Consider the following 22,342-nt stretch of genomic DNA (forward strand, 5'->3'; position numbering starts at 1 on the left):
CAGCGACATCGAAGAAGTGCATTCATGCCCCGGCGTCTGCGAACGACGCGGGAACGCACCCGCACTTCCCCGGCGCCGCTGACACCCCTCCACCGCCTGCGGCCGTCGGGACGGCCGTCCGCAATGGGACTTGTGAGGACTCACGTGAGCACTGCTGCAACCGGCAAACCTGTCGTACTCATCGCGGAAGAGCTGTCTCCCGCGACCGTCGACGCTCTTGGCCCTGACTTCGAGATCCGCCAGTGCAACGGCGGAGACCGGGCCGAGCTGCTCCCGGCCATCGCCGATGTCGACGCGATCCTGATCCGCTCGGCCACCAAGGTCGACGCCGAGGCGATCGCCGCCGCAAAGAAGCTGAAGGTCGTCGCACGAGCCGGCGTCGGCCTCGACAACGTCGACGTCTCCGCCGCCACCAAGGCCGGCGTGATGGTCGTCAACGCCCCGACCTCCAACATCGTGACCGCCGCCGAGCTCGCCTGCGGCCTGCTCATCGCCACGGCGCGCAACATCCCGCAGGGCAGCCAGGCCCTCAAGGCCGGCGAGTGGAAGCGCTCCAAGTACACGGGCGTCGAGCTCGCCGAGAAGACCCTCGGCGTCGTCGGCCTCGGCCGCATCGGCGCGCTCGTCGCGCAGCGCATGTCGGCCTTCGGCATGAAGGTCGTCGCGTACGACCCGTACGTGCAGCCCGCGCGCGCCGCCCAGATGGGCGTCAAGGTCCTCACCCTCGACGAGCTGCTCGAGGTCTCCGACTTCATCACCGTGCACCTCCCCAAGACCCCCGAGACGGTCGGCCTCATCGGCGACGACGCGCTGCGCAAGGTCAAGCCGACCGTCCGCATCGTCAACGCCGCGCGCGGCGGGATCGTCGACGAGGCGGCGCTGTACTCGGCGCTCAAGGAGGGCCGCGTCGCCGGCGCCGGCCTCGACGTGTACGCGAAGGAGCCCTGCACGGACTCCCCGCTGTTCGAGTTCGACCAGGTCGTGGCCACCCCGCACCTCGGTGCCTCCACGGACGAGGCGCAGGAGAAGGCCGGTATCGCCGTCGCCCGCTCCGTGCGGCTCGCGCTCGCCGGTGAGCTCGTCCCGGACGCGGTGAACGTCCAGGGCGGCGTCATCGCCGAGGACGTCAAGCCGGGCCTGCCGCTCGCCGAGAAGCTCGGCCGGATCTTCACCGCGCTCGCGGGCGAGGTCGCGGCCCGCCTCGACGTCGAGGTCTACGGCGAGATCACGCAGCACGACGTGAAGGTGCTCGAACTCTCCGCTCTGAAGGGCGTGTTCGAGGACGTCGTCGACGAGACGGTGTCGTACGTGAACGCTCCGCTGTTCGCACAGGAGCGCGGCGTCGAGGTCCGCCTCACCACGAGCTCCGAGTCCCCGGACCACCGCAACGTCGTCACCGTGCGCGGCACGCTGACCGGCGGCGAGGAGATCTCGGTCTCCGGCACGCTGGCCGGCCCCAAGCACCTCCAGAAGATCGTCGCCGTCGGCGAGTACGACGTGGACCTCGCCCTGGCCGACCACATGGTCGTCCTGCGCTACGAGGACCGTCCCGGTGTCGTCGGCACCGTGGGCCGCGTGCTCGGCGAGGCGGGCATCAACATCGCCGGTATGCAGGTCGCCCGTGCGGACCTGGGCGGCGAGGCGCTGGCCGTCCTGACCGTCGACGACACGGTTCCCGCCGGGGTGCTCAGCGAGCTGGGTGACGAGATCGGCGCGACGTCCGCGCGCTCGGTGAACCTGACCGACTAGTTCTTGGTACGTGGTTGGGCCCGAGTCACCCGTGTGGGGGCTCGGGCCCTTCTTTTTTCTCCCCCGATCCGTACCTTCCCGAATGTCCTCGAACGCCGGACGGGCTGAATCTCAGCCCGTCCGGCGTTTCTTTTGTCGCGGACATCGGGGTCAGGCCGTTGCCTCCGCCGGCTCCGGCTCCCGCTGGTCTTCCTGCTGCGGCGCGGCCACCCCGCGAAGGCCGCGCAGGGCCAGTACCGCCGCCCCCAGCAGGACCACCCCGCCCGCCACCGCGGCGATGTGCATGCCGCTCGTGAACGCTTCCCGGGCCGATGCGAGGAGCGCGTCGCCCGCCCGGCCCGGCAGGTGCTGCGCCACCGCGAGCGCTCCGCCCAGTGTCTCCTTCGCCTCGGCCGGCGCGTCGCCGATCTCGTGGCGGTAGACCGCCGTACCGATCGAGCCCAGGACGGCCATGCCGAGGGCGCCGCCGAACTCCTGGCCCGTCTCGAGGAGGGACGACGCCGCGCCCGCCTTCTCCGCCGGGGCCGCGCCGAGCGCCAGGTCCGTGAGCTGGGAGCCCACGATCACCGCGCCGGAGGCGAGTACACCCGCGCCGGCCAGGGCGGTCCACAGGGAGTCCGTGCCGGTCAGCGTCAGGAGGCCGTAGCCGCAGGCGCTGGTCAGGAAGCCGACGGTGACGACGGACCCGCGGTGCACGCCCCGCTGCACGAGGACCGTCGCGATGGGGGCGGCGAAGCCGATGAAGACGGTCGGCGCGAGCGCCCACAGCGCCGCTTCGAGCGCGCTCTTGCCGAGAACGGCCTGGAGGTACTGCGTGGTGAAGTACGCCGAACCCATCATCGCGAAGGCCGAGATGAGGTTGAGGGTGACAGCAGGGCCGAAGCCGCGGCCCCGGAAGAGGGCCGGCGAGATCATCGGTGACTCGACGGTGCGCTGGCGGCGTACGAACAGGGCGGCGAAGACGAGGCCCACCACGATCGAGGTGACGTAGAGCGGCTCGAAGCCCTCGGAGGGGATCTCCTTGATGCCGTAGACGAGGGGGAGCACCGCGGCCATCGACAGCGGGACGCTCAGGAAGTCGAAGCGGCCCGGCTCCGGGTCCTTGAACTCGGGGAGCAGGACCGGGGCGAGCAGCAGGAGCAGGGCCATCGCGGGCAGGTTGACGAGGAAGACCGAGCCCCACCAGAAGTGTTCGACGAGGATGCCGCTCATCACCGAGCCGAGCGCGATGCCGCCGGTCATGACGCCGGACCAGATGCCGATGGCCGTCGCGCGCTGCTTGTCGTCGCGGAACATGTTGCGGACCAGCGCCATCGTCGTGGGCATCAGGGTCGCGCCGCCGATGCCGAGGAGCGCGCGGGCCGCGATGAGCATCTCCGCGCTGTTCGCGTAGGCCGCGCAGACGGAGGCGGCGCCGAAGGCGGTGGCGCCGATCATCAGGAGCTTGCGGCGGCCGATGCGGTCGCCGAGGGAGCCCATCGTCATCAGCAGGCCGGCGAGCACGAACGCGTAGATGTCGAAGATCCACAGCTGCTGGGTGCCGGTCGGCTCGAGGTCCGCGCTGATGGAGGGGATCGCGAAATAGAGGACGGAGACGTCCATCGAGACGAGGAGCAGCGGAAGCATCAGGACCGCGAGTGCCGTCCATTCGCGGCGCCCCGCACGGGAGTTGGTGCTCGGTGAGTTCGTCATGAGGAGGACTGTACGGGCGTCTTAAACACTTGTCTAGTACGCACGTATAGAACGACCGTATGGGACGGCTGTATGAATCAGGGGTACGGTGGCGCCATGGGACATCGCGAGGATCTGCTCGAAGGCGCCAAGCGCTGCCTTCTGGAGAAGGGGTTCGTGCGCACGACGGCGCGCGACATCGTCAAGGAGTCGGGGACCAACCTGGCCTCGATCGGCTACCACTACGGCTCGAAGGACGCGCTGCTCGCGCAGGCGTACGTGGCGCTGGCCGAAGGGGCCTCGGACGACTGGAGCGCGGTGGGCGAACTGCCGGGTGCGCCCGGCTCGTTGGAGCGGTTCCGGGCCGTGATGGCCGGGATCACCGACAGCCTCGGAAAGCCCGGGGCGATCTGGCACCTGAGCATCGAGCTCGTGACGATGGGCGACAAGATGCCGGTCGTGCGCGAGCAGCTGGCGCAAGCTCAGCACGAGGCGGGGCGCGGATTCATCGGCATGGTCATGGGGGAGGAGCCGCCGGTCGACGATCCGAGCGTGCAGACACTCGGGAAACTCTTCTCGGTGCTGGTCCTCGGGCTCGTCGCCCAGCACACCTTCGACGCGGACTACTCGCCCAGTGCCGACGAACTCACCGAGGGCTTGCGGCTGTTGCTGGACGCGGTGCGCGCGTCACAGGCGTGACGCCTTCAGCCCCATGTGCAACAGCAGCCGGTCCTCGCCGTCGTCCAGGTCGAGGCCGGTGAGCTGCTCCACGCGGGACAGGCGGTAGTAGAGGGTCTGGCGGTGGATGCCCAGCTCCGCCGCCGTGCGGCCGGCCTGGCCCGCACAGTCGAGGAACACCTCGGTGGTGCGGGCCAGTTGGCGGTTCGCGGGCAGCAGGAGCGGGGCGAGGACGGGGTCGTGCGCCGTGTCCGGGGGCAGCGCGGTGAGCAGTCGGTACGGGCCGATCGCCGCCCAGTGCGCGTCCGGGCCGAGACGCGGCTCGGCGAGTGCCGCGCGCGCCGCGGCCGTCGCCTCCTGCCAGGCGGCGCCCAGGTCGCCCAGCTCACGCCGCGCGCCCGCGAACCCCGCCGCGACGACCGCCGTGCCGGCGCGCTCCCGCAGCTTCGCCGCCGCCGCCGAGGCCGGCCCGAGCGCGTCCGCCGACCGCAGCCGCACCAGGAGGGCCAGGGCCTGCCCGGCCGCACCCCACGGCACCATGCACAGGGCGTCGGCCGCGGGGATCGTACGGAAAGAAGGCGCGTCGTCCGGGTCTGCCGACGGCCACGGCGCGACGCACACCACCGCGTGCAGCCCGTCCGCGCGCGACCCGAGCGCCGTGCGCAGGGCCGCCACCGCCATGTCCCGCTGCCAGCCGCGCTCGGCTGTGAGGACCTCACGGAACTCACGGGTCAGGTCGGCGCCCGCCTGCGCCTCGTCCGCGAGCAGCGCGCCGATGCGGCCCGCCACCTCCATCGCGGCGGTCAGCTGCTGCTCGGTCGGCCCCGGATCGTCGTCGATCAGCCACACATAGCCGAGGACGACACCCCGATGGCGTACGGGAAGGCAGATGCGGCCCCGGTAGACCCCGGCCTCCGGGGTCGGCGGGATGCGGACGGGGCCGGTGGCGCGGGCGATGCCGAAGCCCTCGAACCAGGTACGCACCGCCGCGGTGGAGCGGCGGGTCAGGATCGAGCGGGTGCGTACGGGGTCCAGCGTCGATTCGTCGAATTCGCTGTCGCTGTCTTGCGCGCCGAACGCGATCAGCCCGAAATCCCGGTTCTCCAGCGTCGCGGGGGCGCTGAGCAGCGCGGAGATCTCGTCGACCAGTTCCTGGTAGTCGCCCTTCACCCCGCCATTCTCGCGCACCCCACCGCACTCTTCAGACAAATGTCTGAGGTGGTGGCCACAGATGCGTGACAGCTGTCGATGGCACACGCTCGGAGGGATCCTTAGATTTCACGGTGGTTCTCCGTGCCGTACCGGTCTGTTGCGATTCAGTTCGTTTACGCCGATACGGCCACTCGTTCGTACTCTCCCCGTGGAGGTGGCCCGTGCTGGGTCCCGTGATTCTCGCCGCGTCGCGCAGCGACAAGATGCGCCGTTTCATCTCGGCAGCCCCCGGCACGAAGCAGGTCGTCGACCGGTTCATCGCCGGTGAGAGCGTCGACGACGTCGTGCCGATCGTCGTGGACGCCTGTGGCAAGGGCCTCGAGGTCACCCTCGACGTGGTCGGCGAGGACATCACGACCCCCGAGCAGGCCGCCGCCGCGCGCGACGCCTACCTCGAGCTGATCGCGCACCTCGAGGACCTGGGCCTCGGCACCAAGGCCGAGATGTCCGTCAAGCTGTCGATGTTCGGCCAGGCGCTGGACGGCGGCCACGAGCTGGCCCTCGCCAACGTCCGCCCGGTTGTCGAGGCCGCCGCCGCGATCGGCACCACGGTCACCCTGGACGCCGAGGACCACACCACCCTCGACTCGATGTTCGCCATCCACGAGGAGCTGCGGAAGGACTTCCCGCAGACCGGATGCGTCATCCAGGCCTACCTCTTCCGCACCGAGGACGACGCCACCCGCCTCGCCGCCGCCGGCAGCCGCGTACGCATCGTGAAGGGCGCCTACAAGGAGCCCGCCTCCGTCGCGTACCAGGACAAGGCCGAGATCGACAAGGCGTACGTCCGCATCCTGAAGATTCTGATGGAGGGCGACGGGTACCCGATGATCGGGTCCCACGACCCGCGCCTCATCTCCATCAGCCAGGAGCTCGCCCGCCGCGCCGGGCGCAAGCTGGACGAGTACGAGTTCCAGATGCTGTACGGGATCCGCAGCGACGAGCACGTCCGTCTCGCCGCCGAGGGCCATCGGATGCGCGTCTACACCGCGTACGGCACCGACTGGTACGGCTACTTCATGCGCCGCCTCGCGGAGAAGCCCGCCAACCTGCTCTTCTTCGCCCGCTCCATCCTCACCAAGGGCTGAGCCCCACCCCTCTCAAAGGAGTTCAGAGACTCATGGACGCTGTAACCCAGGTCCCCGCTCCCGTCAACGAGCCGGTGCACGGCTACGCCCCCGGCTCCCCGGAGCGGGCGCGCCTCGAGGTCAAGCTCAAGGAGCTGGCCGAGAACCCGATCGAGCTGTCGATGACCATCGGCGGCGTCAAGCGCCTCGGTGGCGGCGACGAGTTCACCGTCGTCCAGCCGCACAACCACCAGGCCGTCATCGGTACGGGCCGCGGCGCCACGCAAGCGGACGCGCAGGACGCGATCGACGCCGCGCTCGCCGCCGCCCCGGCCTGGCGCGCGATGTCCTTCGACGACCGCGCCGCGATCATCCTGCGCGCCGCCGAGCTGCTCTCCACGACGTGGCGCGAGACGCTCGCCGCGTCCACGATGCTCGGCCAGTCGAAGACCGCGCAGCAGGCCGAGATCGACACGCCCTGTGAGCTCGTCGACTTCTGGCGCTTCAACGTGCACTACGCCCGCAACATCCTCGCCGAGCAGCCCCCGGCTAACTCCACCGGCGTGTGGAACCGTATGGACCACCGCCCGCTCGAGGGCTTCGTCTACGCGATCACGCCGTTCAACTTCACCGCCATCGCCGGCAACCTCCCCACCGCTCCCGCCCTCATGGGCAACGTGGTGGTCTGGAAGCCGTCCCCGACGCAGACCCACGCCGCCGTGCTGCTCATGCAGCTCCTGGAGGAGGCCGGTCTGCCCAAGGGCGTCATCAACCTCGTCACCGGTGACGGCATCGCGGTCTCCGAGGTCGCCCTGAACCACCGCGACCTGGCCGGCATCCACTTCACCGGCTCGACCAAGACCTTCCAGCACCTGTGGAAGACGGTCGGCACGAACATCGACAAGTACCGCACCTACCCGCGGCTCGTCGGTGAGACCGGTGGCAAGGACTTCGTCGTCGCCCACCCGAGCGCCGACCGCGCCGTCCTCAAGACGGCCCTGACCCGCGGTTCCTTCGAGTACCAGGGCCAGAAGTGCTCCGCGTCCTCGCGCGCCTACGTTCCGGCCTCCATCTGGAACGACGGCTTCAAGGAGGAGTTCGCGGCCGAGGTCGACGGCATCAAGATGGGTGACGTCACCGACCTGACGAACTTCATCGGTGCCGTCATCGACGAACGCTCCTTCGCCAAGAACAAGGCGGCCATCGACCGCGCCAAGTCGGACCCGACCTGCACGGTCATCGCCGGCGGCGAGTACGACGACTCGGTCGGCTACTTCGTCCGCCCGACCGTCATCGTGTGCAGCGACCCGGCGAACGAGGTCTTCACGACCGAGTACTTCGGCCCGATCCTCGCGGTGCACGTCTACGACGACGCCAAGTACGACGAGATGCTGGACCAGATGGAGTCCGCCTCGGACTACGCCCTGACGGGTGCGGTCATCTCGAACGACCGCGCCGCCGCCGCGCACACGATGGACAAGCTCCGCTACGCCGCGGGCAACTTCTACATCAACGACAAGTCGACCGGCGCCGTCGTCGGCCAGCAGCCCTTCGGCGGCGGCCGCGCCTCCGGTACCAACGACAAGGCCGGCGCCCCGCAGAACCTGCAGCGCTGGACCCTGACCCGCGCCATCAAGGAGACGCTGGTCCCGCCGACCGAGTACGGCTACCCGCACATGGGCTGACGCCCACCCGGCGTTTCGACGCCCCTCTGAACCCCGCCTCCGACCAGGGCCCCACCCCGGTCGGAGGCGGTGTCGTGTCCGGGGTCAGATCAGTGCGTCCACGGCGATGCGCGTGATGTCGGCGGCGATCCGGTCCTCGCCCGGGGTGTCCGCGTCGAGCCGGGTCGTGTACACGGAGATGACCAGGGGAGCCCCGCCGCCCGGCGGCCAGGCCACGGCCACGTCGTTGACGCCGCCGTAGGCAGGGGACCCGGTCTTGTCCCCGACCCGCCAGCCCGGGGGGAGCCCCGCGCGGATCCGCTTGTCGCCGGTGGTGTTCTCCACCAGCCACCGTGTCAACTGGCCGCGGTCGAGCGGGTGGAGGGCGTCACCGAGGACCAGCGCGCGCAGGTCCGCGGTCATGGCGGCGGGCGTCGTGGTGTCCCGCCGGTCGCCGGGGATGTTCGTGTTGAGGTCGGTCTCCCACCGGTCGAGCCGGGTCACGGAGTCGCCGAGCGAGCGGGCGAACGCGGTGACGCCGGCGGGGCCGCCGATCCGGCGCATCAGCAGATTGGCCGCGGTGTTGTCGCTGTACGTGATGGCGGCGTCGCACAACTCCCGTACCGTCATGCCGGTTTCGAGGTGCATTTCGGTGCGGGGCGAGGCGGCCACGAGGTCGTCGCGTCCATAGCGGATCAGTGCGTCGAGCAGTCCGGGCTCCTGCTCGCGCGCCCTGTGCAGGATCGCCGAGGCGGCAAGGACCTTGAACGTCGAGGCGATCGCGAAGCGTTCGTGCGCGCGGTGGGCGAGGACGGCGCCGGTGCCGGTGTGCAGGGCGTGCACCCCGATGCGGCCGGGGTAGCCCGCCTCCAGCTCGCGCAGCCGGCGCCGGGCGTCACCGCCGGTGCCGGAGGAGGGCGCCGCGCTCGTGGTGCCGGGCACGGAGAGAAGGACGGGCGCCAGGGCCGCGGCGCCGAGGAGGGTCCTGCGGGAGGGAGGTAAATTCATGATCTCGAAGGTACGTGAACGGGGTCGGGGACGCGGTGAGGATCGCCCGGTCCGAAGGCCCGCGCCCCTCTGTGACGGCCCGCGTCAGCTCCAGCCCGCCACGATGAGCGAGAGACCGGCCGCGAAGCCGCCGCACAGCAGGCCCAGGTAGAGCCCGTAGAGCCTGCGGAGCCGGTGCACCAGGAAGCCGAAGGCGCCGAACGCAAGCCCCACCGTGAGTGTGCGGGCGCCGCGCGCGCGTGCCGACTCGGACAGCCAGTGCGTGACGGGGACGTCCGCGCGGCCCGCCTCCTTCGCGTAGACCTTCAACGGGATGCCGTTCCAGGGCTGGTGGCGTACCGCCGACGCGCCCTCGACGGACAGTTCGTGACGGACCTCCGCCCGCATCCGGTCCGTCGTCAGGGGTGCGGGCAACGAGACGCCCGCGGACGCCAGTTGGAGCGCGAGCAGGCCGCCGGCGAGGCTGCCCGCGAGCGCCGTGACAGACAGCTTCAGGGCCCGGCGCGGCACCGCCACGCACGCCACCGCGAGGAACAGCTCCGGCATCAGCGGCCAGCTCAGTGCCTCCGCGCACGCCCAGGCGAAGGCCAGGAGCAGCCCGAGCCGCGCGCTGATCACGCGGGCCAGGACCTTGCGGGCGCGGGAGTCCCGCAGCGGCTCGGCGACCGTGCGGTCGTGCAGCGCCGCGACCGCCTTACGGGCCTCCTCCGGTGTCGCCGTGTACGGGAGCGGTTCGCCGATCCGCACCCGGACCAGGGACGGGCGCAGCCTGCCGTGCTTGGGCAGGAGCCGGTCCGTGCCCGCGATACCGACCGGCACCACCGGCACGCGCGCGTGCTCCGCCAGGACCAGCGCGCCCCGGTGGAACGACCCCAGCTCACCCGCACGCGCGCGCGTGCCCTCGGGGAAGAGGACGACGGCGTGGCCCGCGCGCAGCGTGTCCGCCATGCCGAGCAGGTCGTCCATGCCCCCGCCCGAGCGCCGCACCGGGAACCCGGCGGCGAGGCGGCTGCAGATCCGGCTGCGCCAGGGCGAGGCGAACCAGTAGTCGGCCGCCGCACCGATCGCCGGCGCGTGCGACGCGTCGAGCGCGGCGAGCAGCGCGGCGGTGTCGGCGTGCGAACTGTGGTTGGCGACCACGACGCAGCCGCCGCGCGGGAGCCGGCCCCGGCGCTCCACACCGCCGGTGAGCGTGAGGACGAGCCACCACAGGGCGTGGCGCAGCCGGGCGGCCGCACGGGCCGGGCGCACACGGGCCGGAGCGGTCACGGTCGTCGTCACAGGGTCACCACCATCACGAGGAGCAGGGCCACGAGGAGCGAGTCGATACGGTCGAGGAGCCCGCCGAAGCCCGGAAGCCAGCTGCCCGCGTCCTTCACGCCCGCCTCGCGCTTCACCATCGACTCGACGAGATCGCCGAGGACGCAGCCGGCCAGGACGGCGGCCCACAGGACCGGCGTGAAGGCGCCGACTGCTGAGAGTGCGGCGGCAGTTGCGGCAGCGGCGCCCACCACGCCCGCCCATGTCTTGTTCGGGGACAGCGGCGAGAGGCGGCGCGAGAGCGGCCCCCGTCGGCCGAGCGCGGTACCGCCGCACCACGCGCCCACGTCACCGAACGCCACCGCGACCCCGACCGCGAGCGCCGTGTCGCCGAGCAGCACCAGGCCGCTCAGCGACACCGGGATCCACAGGAGACCGAAGAGCGTGCGGGACGCGCGCGTGAAGCCCTGTTCGGCGTCGCCCGCGCAGACCGCAGCGAGCACGGCGAGTACGAGAAGTGCCCCGGTCGTGCGGGGGTCGGGCCCCGCAAGTGCCGCGCCAGGCACGGCAATTGCCGCGGCCACCAGTACGGCCCGCTCGGCGCGGGGCAGGCCCGTCATCCGCGCGTACTCGCCCACGGCGACCGCACCGAGCCCGGCCGCGAGCACGAACGCGCCCGCGCGGCCCACGAGGAAGGCGCCGATGAACAGCGGCGCGGACAGCGCCCAGGTCCGCCAGCGCCTGCGCAGCTCGGCCCGCATCCGTACCCGGGACGGCAGCGAGGCGACGGCGACACCACCGGCCCCGAGGACCCCGGCCACGACCGGCACGGCCCGCCCGGCCACCTCACCGGCGACGAACACGGCGCTCATCGGGTGCCCCGAAGCTGCGTACCGCGGTCCGCGGGGGACTGCGGGCGGGTGTGGGTGATGGAGCCGGACACCTCGCCGGGATCGAGGCCGCGATCGGGCATCGGAGGGCGGGAGTTGAGCGTGGGGGCGTGGGAGGGGGAGGGCGACGGACGGCGACGGGTGGCCGGGGCCGTGGGCTCCGCCACGGGGAGCTCAGCCTTCTCGGGCGCCGCGGCAGACGCCGTAGCCGCAGCCTGCTCAGCCCGGCCAAGCACCCTCCACACCCACACCGCTCGCACCACCGCCGTCACCGCGGACCCCGCCGCGACGACCGCGAGCACAGGGACCGCCCAGCCCGAGGCCGCGGCCACGACCGCGAGGAGGCAGCGCTCCGTCTTGCCGACCGGGCCGCCATTGCGCCGGGGAGCGCCCGCCGCCGCGCCCGCCAGGGAGACCCACGAAGGGAGTGTCGCCGCGAAGGCCGCCGCGGCCACCAGCCACAGCGGGGCCAGCGGCAGGAAACCCGCGATGACGAGCAGATCGGCCACGCGGTCCCCCAGCTCGTTGAGGAGAGCGCCGTGACGCGTCGTGCGGCCGGTGTCGCGGGCGAGCGCGCCGTCCAGGTTCGCGAAGGCGAGCCGCGCCGCGAGCAGCACCGCCACCGGCAGCGCGGCCAGCGGCGCCGGCAGCCAGGCGAGCGCGGCCGCCGCGCCGACGGCGCACACGACACCGGCCACCGTCAGGGTGTCGGGCGAGACCTGCCGGGCGGCCAGCGCGCGGCGCAGGCCGGAGAGCCGGTCCGCGTACCAGGGCTTGAGAGCGTAGAGGCCGTTCATGAGTACGACTGTGCCGTCGCGCACGCGGCGTGAAATCGGCACGCGTACTCAAATGGCGCGTGAGTACGGTGTCACGGTGACCACGCTGAGCACCGCACACACCGCCGACCTCAACCGAGCCGAACTCCGGTCCGTGCGCGCCCTGTTGGACGATGCCTTCGACGGCGGCTTCAGTGACGACGACTGGGACCACGCCGTCGGCGGCGTGCACGCCCTCGTGCGCGACAGTGCCGGCGACCTCGTCGCGCACGGCTCCGTCGTGCAGCGCCGGGTCGCGCACGCGGGCCGCTCGCTGCGCACCGGCTACGTCGAGGGCGTCGCCGTCCGCGCCGATGCGCGCAGGAGCGGCCTGGGCGGGCAGGTCATGGCGGCCCTGGAGCGGGTGATCGACGCGGCCTACGAACTGGGCGCGCTGTCGGCGTCGCCCGATGGGGCCGGGCTCTACCGGGCGCGGGGCTGGAAACAGTGGCAGGGCGATTTCGCCGCGTACGGTCCCGACGGGCCGGTGCGGCTGCCGGACGACGAGGGCGCGCCGTACCTGCGCCGCGCCACCGCCGTCCTCGACCCGGCCCACGCGCTCCTCTTCGACTGGCGGGGCGGCGACGTTCTCTGACCGAGGGGGAGCGCCGGCCGGCCCCGCGCGAAGCGACCCGTCTCCGTGACTCCCGTCTCAGATAGTAGGAAGTCCGAGTAATTGTGGAGACAGAAGCAGGCTCCTCGCTTAGCTTTGTAAGAGCCGAACGTCTCGCTCGATCCAGCGAATGGCGGTCGTGAGCTGAGCAGAAGGCAGGCAACCCCTGCCGCTCCAGGCTCCCCGCCTCTTCCGGCGCCTCGAAATCCCCGTGATCTCAAGGAGTCGATCTCTCATGGCCACAGCGACGCCCGTCCGCCGCCGAGTCCGTCACGCATCGCCGTCCGATTCAGACCGCAAGAACGCCGCCGCCGCCCTGCAGCGAGCCCTCGACCGCAGGGACAACGGCGGCGAGACGGGGCACGAGTCCTGTTAGGGGCCCGCGTCCCTACGGCTGTGCGCCCCGCTTGATCTCGAAGTAGTCGATGCGCTTGCCGCTCTCGGCCAGTGCGGAGACCTTCAGTCTCGGGGTCACGCCCGCCCCGCCGGTCTCCGCCTCCACCGCGAGGAACGAGAAGCCGGTGTACCGCACCCGCGACCACTCCACGGTGTCCGGGTCCGGCAGGCGTGACTTCGTCCAGTGGAACGTCACGATCGACTCGCGGTCCTGGACATGGCCCTCGTAGCTGTCCTTGACCCCGAGGCCGAACCCGTAGAGGTCCTTGCCGGCGCCGCCCGCGGTGACGTACACGATGCCGTCGCGCGTCGGATCGGTCGACGCGCCGACCGGCACCGGCTTGCCCACCTCTCCGTCCTTGATGGCGTCCGTGCGCTCGTACACGTGGTTGTGCCCGTTGATCACCAGGTCCACCTGGTGCTCGGCGAACAGCGGCAGCCACGCGGCGCGCACCCCGCCGTCGGAGGCGTGCGTCGACGTCGAGTACGCGCAGTGGTGGAAGAAGACCACCACGAAGTCGATGTCCTTGCGCGCGCGCAGCTCACCGAGCCGCTTGGCCAGCCACGCGGTCTGCTTACCGTCCGTGTAGCCCTTGTTCGCGGGGATCTCGTACGAGACGTCGTTCGCGTCGAGCGCGACGACGCCCACGTTCCCGTACACGAAGGAGTAGACGCCCGGCGCGTTCCGCGGGTCCGGGCCGTTGTCCGGCAGGGTCCAGCGGGCCGACTGGCCGCCGTACCCGTTGGGGGAGTACCAGGCCTCCATGTCGTGGTTGCCGGTCGTCACCATCCACGGCACCGACTTCGCGACCGACTCCGTCTGCGCGAGGAACTGGTCCCACACGCGCGCGTCGTACGTGTCCGACTCCTTGCCGTGCCCGGTGCTGTCGGCGTAGCAGATGTCGCCCGCGTGCAGATGGAACGAGGGGTTCTGGCCCAGGATCAGCTGGTCGTTGGCGAGCGCGTCATAGCTGACGCCCTGGTCGCCGAAGGCCGTGAAGACGAACTTCTCCGCCTTCGCCGGAGCCGTGCGGAAGGAACCGATCGTCGCGATGCGCTCCGCGGACGCCGGGTCGAAACCGTCGTGGCCGACTCCGTAGTAGTACGTCGTCCCGGGGGTCAGGCCGTCCAGGGCGGCGTGCAGATAGTGCTGCTCGACCGCCGGGAGCTTCTTCGACAAGCTCGGGGTGTGCAGCGCGCGCACCTCCGCCTCGATCTTCCGGCTGAGGTCCCATGGCTTGAGGCCCACCCGTACGAACGGCTTGCGTACCGCGAACGGCACCTGCCAGGAGATCCGCATCTGCGTCTTCGGGTCGGCGCCGAAGGCGAGATGGCGGGCGAAGGGTGCGACGAGGGAGCCGTCGACCTGCACGGCTGCCGAGCGGACGGGAGCGGCGGGCGACGCGGCGGCGGAAGGCGTGGCGCACGCAGAGGAGGCCGAGCCGCCCAGGAGGGTCAGGCCGCCCAGGCTCGCCGCGGTCCCGGTCAGCGCGCGCCGCCTGCTGAACCGGGCCCGGAGGTACTCGTGCTGCTCCGGCATGCTCAGACGGCGGGCCAGCTGCTCGGGAATGCCCACGTTCGGTGTGTCCATGGGAAGAAAACTTCCCAGTGGCAACCAACGAGGGCCATACCTGCGGGTGAACAGAAATCGACCCCGCGGCAGCCCGTACGGCGGAGCGCCCGACGGAACCCACGGCCGCATGTCCGAATGGTGGACATCGAGTGTCATCCCATGGGACGCCGACGTAGGGTACCCGTATGTCGGCTAGCTCTCGCATCCTCAATCTCGCAGTGATCCCCGGTGACGGCATCGGCCAGGAGGTCGTGGCCCAGGGGCTCAAGGTCCTCGGCGCAGTCCTCCCGCAGGATGTGAAGCTGGAGACCAAGGAATACGACTTCGGCGCCAGGCGCTACCACGCGACCGGTGAGACCCTCACCGACGCCGATGTCGCGGCACTCAAGCAGCACGACGCCATCCTGCTCGGCGCGATCGGTGACCCCTCGGTCCCGTCCGGCGTCCTCGAGCGCGGCTTCCTGCTCAAGCTCCGCTTCCTCTTCGACCACCACGTCAACCTCCGCCCGAGCAAGCTGCTCCCGGGTGTGGCGACGCCCCTCAAGGGCCAGCCGGAGATCGACTTCATCGTGGTCCGCGAGGGCACCGAGGGCCCGTACACGGGCAACGGCGGCTCGATCCGTACCGGCACCCCGCACGAGGTCGCCACCGAGGTCTCCGTGAACACGGCGTTCGGTGTCGAGCGCGTGGTCCGTGACGCGTTCGCCCGCGCCCAGGCCCGCCCCCGCAAGAAGCTCACGCTGGTCCACAAGAACAACGTGCTGTCCTTCGCGGGCCACCTCTGGACGAACATCTTCAACAAGGTGGCCGCGGAGTTCCCCGAGGTCACCACCGACTACCTGCACGTGGACGCGGCGACGATCTTCCTCGTCACCGACCCCGAGCGCTTCGACGTGATCGTCACCGACAACCTCTTCGGCGACATCATCACCGACCTCGCCGCCGCCGTCTCCGGTGGTATCGGCGTCGCGGCCTCCGGGAACATCAACCCGTCCCGCGAGTTCCCGTCGATGTTCGAGCCGGTCCACGGCTCGGCCCCCGACATCGCCGGCCAGGCCAAGGCCGACCCTACGGCCACGGTCCTGTCCGTGGCGCTCCTGCTGCGTCACCTCGGTTACGAGGCGGAGGCCGCCCGCATCGAGGACGCCGTCTCCGCCGACCTGGCCGAGCGCGGCACCAGCGTGCGGTCGACCGACGAGATCGGCGACGCGCTCGCCGGACGAGTAGCCGGCTGACCCGCCGCTGTCAATGCACTTAAGCAGCCGCCGGGTCGCATCCGCACCCGGCGGCTTCACCTTTGCGGTCCCCGGGTGCCACCATCAACCCCAGGGCCGCACCTCACGCAGGACCCGTACGGGCTGTTTTCGTCCATCGGACCCCACGAGCGATAATCGGACGTGGGGCCGCGGTGAACGCAAAAGCTCGGACGACCGAGTAGTTGGGAAGTTCGTGCTTCCAGCTGCGAGCGTGAAGCGGTCCGTCACACACAACCGGTGAAGGACACGCAACCATGACGACGCCCACGATCGAGCTCAAGCCCTCCTCGACCCCGCTGTCCGGCGCGGAGCGCGAGGCGATCCTGGCCAACCCGGGATTCGGCCGCCACTTCACCGACCACATGGTGACGATCCGGTGGACCGAGGGCCGCGGCTGGCACGACGGGCAGCTCGTGCCCTACGGACCGCTCTCCCTCGACCCGGCGACGAACGTCCTGCACTACGCGCAGGAGATCTTCGAGGGCCTCAAGGCATACCGCCGGCCCGACGGCACCGTCGCCACCTTCCGCCCCGAGATGAACGCCAAGCGCTTCCAGGCCTCGGCGCGCCGCCTCGCCATGCCCGAGCTGCCGGTCGAGACGTTCATCGAGGCGTGCGACGCGCTGGTCACGCAGGACATCGCGTGGGTCCCGGCGCACGGCGGCGAGGAGTCCCTCTACCTGCGCCCCTTCATGATCGCGACCGAGGTCGGCCTGGGCGTGAAGCCCGCCAACGAGTACCTCTTCATCGTGATCGCCTCGCCCGCGGGCGCCTACTTCGCCGGTGGCGTCAAGCCGGTGTCGATCTGGCTGTCCGAGGACCGCGTGCGCGCCGTCCCCGGCGGCATGGGCGACGCCAAGACCGGCGGCAACTACGCGGCGTCCCTCCTCGCCCAGGCCGAGGCCGCAGCCGAGGGCTGCGACCAGGTCGCCTACCTCGACGCCGTCGAGCACAAGTGGGTCGAGGAACTGGGCGGCATGAACCTGTACTTCGTGTACGGAGACAAGATCGTCACCCCCGAGCTGACCGGCTCGCTCCTCGCGGGTGTCACCCGTGACTCGCTCCTGTCGGTCGCCCGCGACCTGGGTTACGAGTCCGTCGAGGGCCGCGTCTCCATCGACCAGTGGCAGGCCGACTCCGAGAACGGCACGCTCACCGAGGTCTTCGCCTGCGGCACCGCGGCGGTCATCACGCCTGTCGGCACCGTCAAGCGCGCCGGCGCGCAGTGGACCCAGTCGGGCGGCGAGCCCGGCGAGGTCACGCTGAAGCTGCGCGAGGCGCTGCTCGACATCCAGCGCGGCACGAGCGTGGACAAGCACGGCTGGATGCACCAGCTCGGCTAGAGCCGCTCGCGCTCAGCCTTCACCGCTCGTGACCAGGGCCGCCTCGGACTTCTTGTCCGCGGCGGCCCTGACGCGTACCGAGCGCACCTCGCGTGCCGTCAGCGCCAGGTAGGCCGCCCCGCCGACCAGGCCCGACAGCAGGAAGCTGCAGTCCACGCCGCCCGTCAGGGAGAGCAGCGGGCCCTCGTACGACGGCAGGGACACCGCGAGCAGGCCGACGAACGCGCCCAGGGCCCAGGAGACGGTGGCGCGCGGGTTCCAGCCGTTGCGGTACCAGTAGACGCCGCCGCGCGAGCGCCGGTTGAAGACCTGGAGCGCGTCCGCGTCGTAGACGCCGCGGCAACGGACGAAGCCGATCAGGGTGATCACGGCCCAGGGGGTGCCGATCGCGGTGAGGAGCAGGACGAACGACGTCATGGCGTCCTGCGCCGCCCACGCGAAGTGGCCGACGAAGACGCAGACCGTGGCGACGGCCGCGACCGTGTAGGTCGCCGCCGTGCGGGAGGCGCGGGGCAGGATCGCGTCCAGGTCGAGGCCCATGGAGTAGAGCATCAGGCCCGCGTTGCCGACCGAGCCCGCGGAGGCGGCGAGCAGCAGCGGGATCAGGTACCAGGTGGGCGAGGCGGAGACGAGCGAGCCCGCGTAGTCGAGGGCGGCGCGTGCCGCGTACGCGGTGAACGTGCCGAACAGCTGGGGCGTCAGCAGGCCGACGATCAGGCCGAGCCAGGTGGCGCGCAGGACGCTGCGCTGTGAGTGGCGGGCCGGGGACACGTAGCGCGTGTAGTCGCCGAGGAGCGTGATGAACGCGATGGGGCCCGACAGGCCGGCGGCGACGAGGGCGAGCAGCCAGGTCGGCCAGAACGAGCCGAGGAGGTAGCCGCCCGCGTCCGGCAGCGGCGCCGTGGTGAAGTGCGGGGCGTACGCGACGACGCCGAGCGCCAGGAGCGCGGTCATGCCCACGGCCAGGACGCGGGACAGGCGCAGCAGGACGCGGTAGCCGTAGACCGCGCCGATCACGGTGGCGGCGGCCAGGAGCGCGTAGACGATGCCGTAGGTGAGGCCCGACTCGGGCACGCCGAACAGGCGGTGCAGGACGCCCGTCATCGCGTCGCCGCCGATCCACACGGTCAGCGCGGTGTAGCCGAGCGACAGGAGCAGGCCGACGACCGAGCCGACGAGCCGGCCGCGGACGCCGAACTGGGCGCCCGACGACGTCGACAGGTTCGTGCCGGTGCGCAGGGAGACCAGGGCGAGCGGGGCGGTGAGCGCGGTGCCGAGGAGCGTGCCCGCGACTACTGAGGTGACCGAGGCCCACCAGCCGAGTCCGAACGACACGGGCAGCCAGCCGAAGACGATCACCCCGAGGCAGAGGTTCGAGCCGAGGAGGATCGAGACGATGTCCCGGGGACCGCTCGTGCGTTCCTCGTCGGGGATGGTGTCTACACCGCGCTGTTCTATCGCCATGGGGGGACCCCTGATCTTTGCGTCGTTGCATCGGTCACGTCGGGTGTTTTAGAGCAGCGTTCAATGTGACCCATCCCAAGCTGACACGTCAATGTTTCCGAGTTGTGAATCGTATGGTTAGAGTGAAGTTCTAAACCTGTACGGGAGGTGTGGTGGCGTGCGTCTGACCCCCACGGAACGTGATCGGCTGCTGCTGTTCGGGGCCGCCGAGCTGGCCAGGGCCCGGAAGAACCGGGGCCTGCGGCTCAATGTCCCCGAGGCGACGGCCCTGATCGCGGACACGGTGTGCGAGGCGGCCAGGGACGGCCGGCGGCTCGCCGAGGCCATCGAGGCGGCGCGCTCCGTCCTCGGCCCCGACGATGTGCTGCCCGGCGTCTCCGACGTCGTGACGGAGGTGCACGTCGAGGCCGTCTTCGACGACGGATCGCGGCTCGCCGTGGTCAGCGACCCGATCGGCTCGTCGCTGGGTGACGAGGCGCCGGGCGCGCTGCTCCCGGGCCCCGAGCACAGCGACCCGCCGGCCACGGTGACGCTCACGGCGACCAACACGTCGAGCGTCCCCGTCTCCGTCACCTCCCACTTCCACTTCTTCGAGGCCAACCCGCGGCTCGACTTCGACCGCGCGGCCGCGTACGGCATGCGGCTCGCCGTCCCCGCAGGGTCGTCGGTGCGGTTCGGGCCGGGGGAGAGCGCCGAGGTGGGCCTCGTGCCCATCGGCGGCGCGCGCGTCGCGATCGGCTTCGCCGGGCTCGTCGACGGCCCGCTGGACGCGCCGGGCGCCAAGGAGGAGGCCCTGCGCAGGGCAGCCGCCTGCGGATATCTCGGAGTGAAGGGAACGGGCGCATGAGCAGGCCCACCAAGCACAGCGACCACTGCGCGCCGGGCAGCCGGCACATCGACCCCCACGCGTACGCCGCCACACACGGCCCGCGCGCCGGTGACCGGGTCCGCCTCGGCGACTCGGGCCTGACCGTCCGCGTCGAGTCCGACGCGCAGGCGTACGGCGACGAGTTCCTCGCCGGCTTCGGCAAGACCGCCCGCGACGGACTCCACCTCAAGGCCGCGGCCGTCCGCGAGACCTGCGACGTCGTGATCAGCAACGTCCTCGTGATCGACGCCGTGCAGGGGATCAGGAAGGTCTCCATCGGCATCCGCGAGGGCCGGATCCACGCCATCGGGCGCGCCGGCAACCCCGACACCCTCGACGGGGTCGACGTCGTCGTCGGCACCGGCACGTCCATCGTGTCGGGCGAGGGCCTCATCGCCACCGCGGGCGCCGTCGACACCCACGTACACCTGCTGTCGCCGCGCATCATGGAGGCCTCGCTCGCCTCCGGTGTGACCACGATCATCGGCCAGGAGTTCGGGCCCGTGTGGGGCGTCGGCGTCAACTCGCCCTGGGCGCTGCGCCACGCGTTCAACGCGTTCGACGCCTGGCCCGTCAACATCGGCTTCCTCGGCCGGGGTTCGTCCTCGCACGACGCCCCGCTGATCGAGGCGCTGGCCGAGGGCGGCGCGTCCGGCTTCAAGGTGCACGAGGACATGGGCGCCCACACCCGCGCCCTCGACACCGCGCTGCGCGTCGCCGAGGAGCACGACGTCCAGGTCGCCCTGCACAGCGACGGCCTGAACGAGTGCCTGTCCGTCGAGGACACCCTCAGGGTCCTCGACGGCCGCACCATCCACGCCTTCCACATCGAGGGCTGCGGTGGCGGACACGTACCGAACGTCCTGAAGATGGCGGGCGTCCCGAACGTCATCGGGTCGTCCACCAACCCCACGCTGCCCTTCGGCCGCGACGCCGTCGCCGAGCACTACGGCATGATCGTCTCGGTCCACGACCTGAAGACCGACCTGCCGGGCGACGCCGCCATGGCCCGTGACCGGATCCGCGCCGGGACGATGGGCGCCGAGGACGTCCTGCACGACCTGGGCGCCATCGGCATCACGTCGTCCGACGCGCAGGGCATGGGCCGCGCCGGTGAGACCGTGCGCCGCACATTCGCCATGGCCGGGAAGATGAAGGGCGAGCTCGGCCCGATGGAGGGCGACGGTCACGACGACGACAACGCACGCGTCCTGCGCTACATGGCCAAGCTCACCATCAACCCCGCCATCGCGCACGGCCTCTCCCACGAGGTCGGCTCCATCGAGGCCGGCAAGCTCGCCGACATCGTGCTGTGGCGCCCCGAGTTCTTCGGCGCGAAGCCGCAGCTCGTCCTCAAGTCCGGCTTCCCCGCGTACGGCGTCGTCGGCGACCCGAACGCGGCCACCGACACCTGCGAACCCCTCGTCCTGGGACCGCAGTTCGGGGCGCACGGCGCGACCGCGGCGGACATCTCCGTCGCCTTCGTCGCCCAGGCCGCCCTCGACCAGGGCAACGACAAGATGCCCACCCGCCGCCGCCGCGTCGCCGTCCGCGGCACCCGCGGCATCGGCCCCGCCGACCTGCGGCTCAACTCGCGCACCGGCTCCATCGATGTCGACCAGGCCACCGGACTCGTCACGCTCGACGGCGACCCGGTCCGCTCCGAACCGGCCGACTCCGTCTCCCTGAACCGTCTCTACTTCCTGTGAGGACCCGCTCATGAGCAGCTTCCACATGCCCCCCGAGTGGGCCCCGCACGAGCGCACCTGGATGGCCTGGCCGAGCCCCAACCCGACGTTCACCAACGACGAGGAGCTGGCCGAGGCCCGCGAAGCCTGGGCGTCCGTGGCCCGCGCCGTACGCCGCTTCGAGCCGGTGACCGTGATCGTCGCCCCCGGCCAGAGCGACTCGGCCCGCGCGCTCCTCGGCGACGACATCGAGCTCGTCGAGCGCGACCTCGACGACGCGTGGATGCGCGACATCGGCCCCACGTTCGTGGTCGGCGACGGACGACTGGCCGCAGTGGACTGGACGTTCAACGGCTGGGGCGCCCAGGACTGGGCCGTCTGGGAGCACGACGCGAAGATAGCCCGCCACATCGCGGACCTCGCCGGCGTCCCTGTCCACTCCTCCTCCCTCGTCAACGAGGGCGGCGGCATCCACGTCGACGGCGAGGGCACCGTGCTCCTCACCGAGACCGTGCAGCTCGACCCGGACCGCAACCCGGGTCGCACCAAGGCCGAGGTCGAGCAGGAGATCCACGCCCGGATCGGCACCACCAAGGCCATCTGGCTGCCGCGCGGCCTCACCGGCGACTACGGCGTCTACGGCACCCGCGGCCACGTCGACATCGTCGCCGCGTTCGCCGCGCCCGGCGTCGTCCTGGTCCACTCGCAGCAGGACCCCGCCCACCCCGACCACGAGCTGAGCAAGCAGCTCATCGCGCAGCTCAGGGGCGAGACGGACGCCAAGGGCCGGCCCCTGGAGGTCGTCGAGGTCCCCGCGCCGACCGTCCTCAAGGACGACGAGGGCTGGGTCGACTACTCGTACATCAACCACTACCTGTGCAACGACGGCGTCGTCCTGTGCTCCTTCGACGACCCGAACGACGAGGTCGCTGCCGGGATCTTCCGCCGTCTTTTCCCGGGCAGGACCGTCCAGCTCGTGGACGCCCGTACGATCTTCGCCGGGGGCGGTGGCATCCACTGCATCACCCAGCAGCAACCCGAGACCACGCCCGCACACTGAAAGACCCGCAGGAGTCCCCGTGGCAGCCCAGGCCCGCCGGAAGAACGCCCCTCCGCGCGAAGAGGTC

The 22,342-nt window shown here is 71.4% G+C and carries 19 protein-coding genes; 11 read left to right on the top strand and 8 right to left on the bottom strand.

Annotated features, from left to right (window positions below; genetic code table 11):
* The first annotated feature begins 123 nt into the window (after positions 1-123).
* Complete coding sequence (serA, locus tag CG723_RS20820; protein WP_100594988.1) at positions 124-1,749, top strand: phosphoglycerate dehydrogenase; 1,626 nt, start codon at positions 124-126, stop codon at positions 1,747-1,749.
* Between the two features lie 150 nt (positions 1,750-1,899).
* Here the strand turns inward: serA and CG723_RS20825 are convergent, their stop codons facing one another.
* Positions 1,900-3,441, bottom strand: coding sequence for an MFS transporter (locus CG723_RS20825; RefSeq protein WP_100594989.1), 1,542 nt, complete (start codon positions 3,439-3,441; stop codon positions 1,900-1,902).
* Positions 3,442-3,537: 96 nt separating this feature from the next.
* Between CG723_RS20825 and CG723_RS20830 the strand changes: the two genes are divergently transcribed.
* Complete coding sequence (locus CG723_RS20830; RefSeq protein ID WP_100594990.1) at positions 3,538-4,119, top strand: TetR/AcrR family transcriptional regulator; 582 nt, start codon at positions 3,538-3,540, stop codon at positions 4,117-4,119.
* Here the strand turns inward: CG723_RS20830 and CG723_RS20835 are convergent.
* Positions 4,108-5,286 (bottom strand): PucR family transcriptional regulator, encoded by a 1,179-nt coding sequence (locus CG723_RS20835; RefSeq protein ID WP_234374427.1) that lies wholly within the window; start codon positions 5,284-5,286, stop codon positions 4,108-4,110. The genes CG723_RS20830 and CG723_RS20835 overlap by 12 nt on opposite strands.
* 185 nt (positions 5,287-5,471) lie before the next feature.
* Between CG723_RS20835 and CG723_RS20840 the strand changes: the two genes are divergently transcribed.
* Both CG723_RS20840 and pruA read left to right on the top strand, forming a co-directional pair.
* Complete coding sequence (locus tag CG723_RS20840) at positions 5,472-6,398, top strand: proline dehydrogenase family protein (RefSeq protein WP_100594992.1); 927 nt, start codon at positions 5,472-5,474, stop codon at positions 6,396-6,398.
* Between the two features lie 32 nt (positions 6,399-6,430).
* A complete protein-coding gene (gene pruA / locus CG723_RS20845) occupies positions 6,431-8,062 on the top strand; it encodes an L-glutamate gamma-semialdehyde dehydrogenase (RefSeq protein WP_100594993.1) in 1,632 nt (543 codons plus the stop codon).
* 84 nt (positions 8,063-8,146) lie between these two features.
* Here pruA and bla read toward each other — a convergent pair whose 3' ends face one another.
* From bla to CG723_RS20860, 4 genes are all read right to left on the bottom strand, one after another.
* A complete protein-coding gene (gene bla / locus CG723_RS20850) occupies positions 8,147-9,049 on the bottom strand; it encodes a class A beta-lactamase (RefSeq protein ID WP_100594994.1) in 903 nt (300 codons plus the stop codon).
* Positions 9,050-9,133: 84 nt separating this feature from the next.
* Positions 9,134-10,330 (bottom strand): lysophospholipid acyltransferase family protein, encoded by a 1,197-nt coding sequence (locus CG723_RS20855; protein ID WP_234374428.1) that lies wholly within the window; start codon positions 10,328-10,330, stop codon positions 9,134-9,136.
* Positions 10,327-11,181 (bottom strand): phosphatidate cytidylyltransferase, encoded by an 855-nt coding sequence (locus CG723_RS47640; RefSeq protein ID WP_234374429.1) that lies wholly within the window; start codon positions 11,179-11,181, stop codon positions 10,327-10,329. The genes CG723_RS20855 and CG723_RS47640 overlap by 4 nt, the downstream gene beginning before the upstream one ends.
* On the bottom strand, positions 11,178-11,996 hold the full coding sequence (locus tag CG723_RS20860) for a CDP-alcohol phosphatidyltransferase family protein (RefSeq protein ID WP_107489205.1): 819 nt from the start codon (positions 11,994-11,996) through the stop codon (positions 11,178-11,180). The genes CG723_RS47640 and CG723_RS20860 overlap by 4 nt, the downstream gene beginning before the upstream one ends.
* A gap of 52 nt (positions 11,997-12,048) precedes the next feature.
* Between CG723_RS20860 and CG723_RS20865 the strand changes: the two genes are divergently transcribed.
* Positions 12,049-12,609, top strand: coding sequence for a GNAT family N-acetyltransferase (locus tag CG723_RS20865; protein ID WP_100594996.1), 561 nt, complete (start codon positions 12,049-12,051; stop codon positions 12,607-12,609).
* A gap of 253 nt (positions 12,610-12,862) precedes the next feature.
* Positions 12,863-13,003, top strand: coding sequence for a hypothetical protein (locus CG723_RS20870; RefSeq protein WP_100594997.1), 141 nt, complete (start codon positions 12,863-12,865; stop codon positions 13,001-13,003).
* Between the two features lie 12 nt (positions 13,004-13,015).
* Here CG723_RS20870 and CG723_RS20875 read toward each other — a convergent pair whose 3' ends face one another.
* Positions 13,016-14,614, bottom strand: a complete 1,599-nt coding sequence (locus tag CG723_RS20875) for a purple acid phosphatase family protein (RefSeq protein ID WP_100594998.1) — start codon at positions 14,612-14,614, stop codon at positions 13,016-13,018.
* Between the two features lie 167 nt (positions 14,615-14,781).
* Here CG723_RS20875 and CG723_RS20880 point away from each other — a divergent pair, with 167 nt between their 5' ends.
* The gene (locus CG723_RS20880) at positions 14,782-15,831 is read left to right on the top strand and encodes a 3-isopropylmalate dehydrogenase (protein WP_100594999.1); all 1,050 of its coding nucleotides are present in this window, start codon (positions 14,782-14,784) and stop codon (positions 15,829-15,831) included.
* Between the two features lie 275 nt (positions 15,832-16,106).
* Entirely contained in the window at positions 16,107-17,195 is a 1,089-nt protein-coding gene (locus tag CG723_RS20885) for a branched-chain amino acid aminotransferase (RefSeq protein WP_100595000.1), read from the top strand.
* A 12-nt stretch (positions 17,196-17,207) separates the two neighbouring features.
* Here the strand turns inward: CG723_RS20885 and CG723_RS20890 are convergent, their stop codons facing one another.
* A complete protein-coding gene (locus CG723_RS20890) occupies positions 17,208-18,659 on the bottom strand; it encodes a cytosine permease (RefSeq protein ID WP_100595001.1) in 1,452 nt (483 codons plus the stop codon).
* A 157-nt stretch (positions 18,660-18,816) separates the two neighbouring features.
* On the opposite strand from CG723_RS20890, the gene ureA reads away from it, so the two are divergent.
* The 3 genes from ureA to CG723_RS20905 are packed head-to-tail and all read left to right on the top strand — an operon-like array spanning position 18,817 to position 22,275.
* The gene (ureA, locus tag CG723_RS20895) at positions 18,817-19,506 is read left to right on the top strand and encodes an urease subunit gamma (protein ID WP_100595002.1); all 690 of its coding nucleotides are present in this window, start codon (positions 18,817-18,819) and stop codon (positions 19,504-19,506) included.
* Complete coding sequence (locus CG723_RS20900; protein WP_100595003.1) at positions 19,503-21,236, top strand: urease subunit alpha; 1,734 nt, start codon at positions 19,503-19,505, stop codon at positions 21,234-21,236. Before ureA ends, CG723_RS20900 begins: the two co-directional genes overlap by 4 nt.
* A 10-nt stretch (positions 21,237-21,246) precedes the next feature.
* Entirely contained in the window at positions 21,247-22,275 is a 1,029-nt protein-coding gene (locus CG723_RS20905) for an agmatine deiminase family protein (protein ID WP_100595004.1), read from the top strand.
* The last annotated feature ends 67 nt before the right edge of the window (positions 22,276-22,342 follow it).

The organism is Streptomyces sp. CB01635 (genome assembly GCF_002803065.1).
Classification (GTDB): Bacteria; Actinomycetota; Actinomycetes; order Streptomycetales; family Streptomycetaceae; genus Streptomyces.